The organism is Mesorhizobium sp. M7D.F.Ca.US.004.03.1.1 (assembly GCF_003998635.1).
In the GTDB taxonomy this organism is placed as follows: domain Bacteria; phylum Pseudomonadota; class Alphaproteobacteria; order Rhizobiales; family Rhizobiaceae; genus Mesorhizobium; species Mesorhizobium loti.
This window is the reverse complement of record NZ_RZQG01000740.1, coordinates 1-3,016: the sequence shown is the minus strand read 5'-3', so window position 1 is coordinate 3,016 and position 3,016 is coordinate 1. Positions and strand designations below refer to the sequence as shown.

Genomic DNA, 3,016 nt, shown 5'->3' with positions numbered 1-3,016 from the left:
TCATGCTCGACATGCTCGTCGAGGCCGAAGTTGAGCGCCGCATCCGGATTGGACGTGGTGACGATGTTCCAGCCGGCGCGGCCGCCGCTGATATGGTCGAGCGAGGCGAAGCGGCGGGCAACATGATAGGGCGCATCGAACGTCGTCGATGCGGTGGCGACCAGCCCGATATGGTCGGTGACTGCGGCCAGCGCCGACAGCAGCGTGAACGGCTCGAACGACGTGACCGTATGGCTGCGCCGCAGCGCCTCGATCGGCATGTTGAGAACGGCCAGATGGTCGGCCATGAAGAAGGCGTCGAACTTCGCCGCCTCCAGGGCCTGGGCGAAGCGCTTCAGATGCGCGAAGTTGAAATTGGCATCGGGATAAGCACCCGGGTAGCGCCAGGCGCCGGTGTGCAGGCTGACGGGACGCATGAAGGCGCCGAGACGCAATTGTTTCCGTGTCATGAAAGTCGTTCCGACCGATCGATACAGTCGAGCACCAGCGCTCGAATCCTTACCTCAGAATCGGACGGTCCGCCCAACTCGGGAAGGTATCCTGTTCCGCCGCGCCGGGCTTTTGCAGAATTTCAGTTTTTCGCCCGAGACCCCGGGACAAAAAATGGCCGGGCTCGAATGCGGCCCGGCCAAAAGAAGGTCAAAACCTTCAGAGGGGAACACCGTCCAGCGGAATGGGAGGAAACCGCCGAACGATTTTACCTGTTTGAGCTTATTTCGAAGCCTCGGCGACGAATGACATTCCAAAAAACAGGCAAAATGGCAAAAATTCGTGCGCCGTACTGTGGAACCCTCACGAGCCCGCTGCTCCGGTCTCGAGAAGATCGGCATAGTGGCGGCGTGCCACGTCGGGATGTGAACGTAGCCGGCTTTTGAGCACATTGGTGCCGACATCGCGGAACAACGGGTTGTCGGGATCGCTTGCCGGCCCAGGTGCCTGCGCCGCCAGCTCCTCGGAAAGGCCGAGAAGCGGGATGGTCGCATCGAGCCGCGCGCTGAAGAAGAAGGGAACGGAAATCCGCTCGACGCCGGCAGGCGGCGTCACGACGCGGTGCACGGTGGCGCGGAGATAGCCGTTCGATGCCAGTTCGAGCAGCTCGCCGATGTTGACGACCAGCGTTCCAGGCAGCGGATCCACATTCACCCAGCTTCCGTCATATTCGACCTGCAGCCCCTTGTTGTCGTCCTGCAGCAGCAGGGTCAGGAAACCGCCATCCTTGTGCGCGCCGACGCCCTGGTTGCCTTCGGTCGCGTCACGGCCGGGATAACGAACGATCTTCATGCGATGGTTGGGCGAGTCCCGGTAGATCGCGTCGAAGGCATCCTCCGGCTGGTCAAGCGACAGCGCGAAGGCCTTCAGCAATCGGATCGCCACCGCCGTCGCCTTGGTCTGCCAAGCAAGCAGCGCCGGCTTGAGCTCCGGCAGTGCAGACGGCCACTGGTTCGGCCCTTGCAGCCGTGTCCACGGTGCAATTCCAGGCCCCTGCGCTATGGGCTGGCGCTCGACGCCAATGTCGAGTTGCTCACGCCAGTCGGCCGCGCCCCTGGTCAGTTCGCCACCGGCGCGGGTGTAGCCGCGAAACTGCTGGGATTTGACCATTTCGATCGCCAGCTTGTCGGCCTCCGGCAATGCGAAGAACCGGCGCGAGGCATCGAGCACGTCGTCGATCTCCGAGGCGGAAATTCCGTGGCCGCTGAGGTAGAAGAAGCCGACGTCCCGGGCCGCAGTGCGCAGGTCCAGGAGAAAGGTACGATATTCGGATGCACCTTGTTCGAGACGGCTCAGATCGAGCACCGGCACAATTCTGGGCATGGTCAGGTTCCTTCTTTTCCTGCCTTGCCCAAGAGAAAGTAGAAGCGATCACCGGCAAGAGCTTCGAGCATGAATGGCGTCTCCAAAGTGACACGCAAGACGTGCCGATCAAAGCAACAGACAGTCCAATCTGGGTCGAATGGAAGAACGTCAGCGCTGCACATTATGGCCTGTCGGCAAATAATGTTCCCAACGGGCAACTTACCGGCAATGCATCTCGTGGGCCGCCTTTCGAGCGCAGGGGGCGCTAGCGGAACAGATATTTCGATACTTCCGGGTTGCCGCGGCGCCACATCACGTTGTCCAGGAAGTAGTGGTGCACGTTGATGAATATCCACGCTATGAAGAGGAAAAGCGACGAGCCGAGCACCTGTTTGTCGTAGGGAACCAGGGCACTCAGCGCCATCGGCACGAGCCAGAAGCCAAGAGCGCCGAGAATTGTGCCGGCGATGATGAATGCCAATACCCGCAGCCTGTATAGCGGTCCGAGAATGGACAGAACCTTGAATTCCGGATCCTTGACGGCATCCGCACGGTCGCGCTCGACATTGGTCTGATAACGCCAAACCACCGCCAGATACTGCAGCGAATGAAGCGCCGGCACCACGAGCAGCCAGAGCGGATTTATCGTCACGAACAGGATCCAGGCATAAAGGGTGACGACGTAGGCGACGACGCCGTTATAAGGCAACGTGCCGCCATGCTTGCGCCAGCGATTGACAAACATCACGACGGTGGCTGCCGAGGAGGCAGCTGCGATCGCGAGCGCGATGTTGAGCACCCATGGCGGGACAGCGAATGTGTAGTAGTCCAGGCCCCAGAACTGCCTTTCGGTGATCACTGCGTTTGTCTGGAGCCATGCGAACAGCCACACGGCATAGCCGTTGATCAGCAACACTTTCTTGTCTTGATCCTTGAAGAACCTGCGCTTCAACACGGCGTCCACCATCAGCATGCCGTAGCCTTGCTTGACGTAGTGCCAGCCCACGAAAAAGCCCATCGCATTGGTTGCATATCCCAGCAGGCGAGCGTTGCCGGTTAGGGAGCCATAGGCAAAGAAAGCGCCCATGATCAGCGGAACCACAATGCCCGCGAAAATGTAGCGGATCTGGAGATTCCTGTCGTATCCGTCTCCCCGCACCTTGCGCGCGAAATTGCGATAGAAAATCTGATAGGAATGGGCAAAATGTGGATGGTTTATCAG

3 protein-coding genes are annotated in these 3,016 nt (G+C 59.9%); all 3 read right to left on the bottom strand.

Annotated features, from left to right (window positions below; translation table 11 throughout):
* A partial coding sequence (locus EN935_RS29010; RefSeq protein ID WP_127373883.1) for an LLM class flavin-dependent oxidoreductase occupies positions 1 to 449 on the bottom strand: 449 nt, incomplete at its 3' end.
* 343 nt (positions 450 to 792) lie between these two features.
* Positions 793 to 1,812 carry an isopenicillin N synthase family oxygenase gene (locus EN935_RS29005; RefSeq protein ID WP_127262117.1) on the bottom strand — a complete coding sequence of 340 codons (1,020 nt, stop codon included), beginning with the start codon at positions 1,810 to 1,812 and terminating at the stop codon, positions 793 to 795.
* A gap of 247 nt (positions 1,813 to 2,059) precedes the next feature.
* Positions 2,060 to 3,016 (bottom strand): hypothetical protein (locus EN935_RS29000; RefSeq protein WP_127373882.1); only part of this gene is annotated, 957 nt, incomplete at its 5' end.